This window comes from Paraburkholderia sp. SIMBA_030 (assembly GCF_046535245.1).
Taxonomy (GTDB): domain Bacteria; phylum Pseudomonadota; class Gammaproteobacteria; order Burkholderiales; family Burkholderiaceae; genus Paraburkholderia.
Window position 1 is genome coordinate 1 of record NZ_JAWRXB010001840.1, and the last position, 229, is coordinate 229.

The window sequence follows — 229 nt, forward strand, 5'->3', positions numbered from 1 at the left end:
CCCAGAGATTCCGCATGCCGAGCAAGACCCAACCCGACGAAACCCCAACGGCGCCGCTGATTCCCGATCAGCGGCGCGAAGCCATGCTGCGCCTGCTGCGGCGCGACAAGGTGCTGTCGCTGCATCAGTTGATGGAGTCGCTGGGCTGCTCGCACATGACGGTGCGGCGCGATATCGCGCTGCTGGAGCGCGAAGGCCTCGTGCATTCGGTGCCGGGCGGCGTGCGCGT

1 protein-coding gene is annotated in these 229 nt (G+C 67.7%); it reads left to right on the top strand.

All coding sequences use genetic code 11. From position 1 onward, the window contains the following. Positions 1–14: 14 nt before the first annotated feature. A partial coding sequence (locus SB772_RS46345) for a DeoR family transcriptional regulator (protein WP_410839312.1) occupies positions 15–229 on the top strand: 215 nt, incomplete at its 3' end.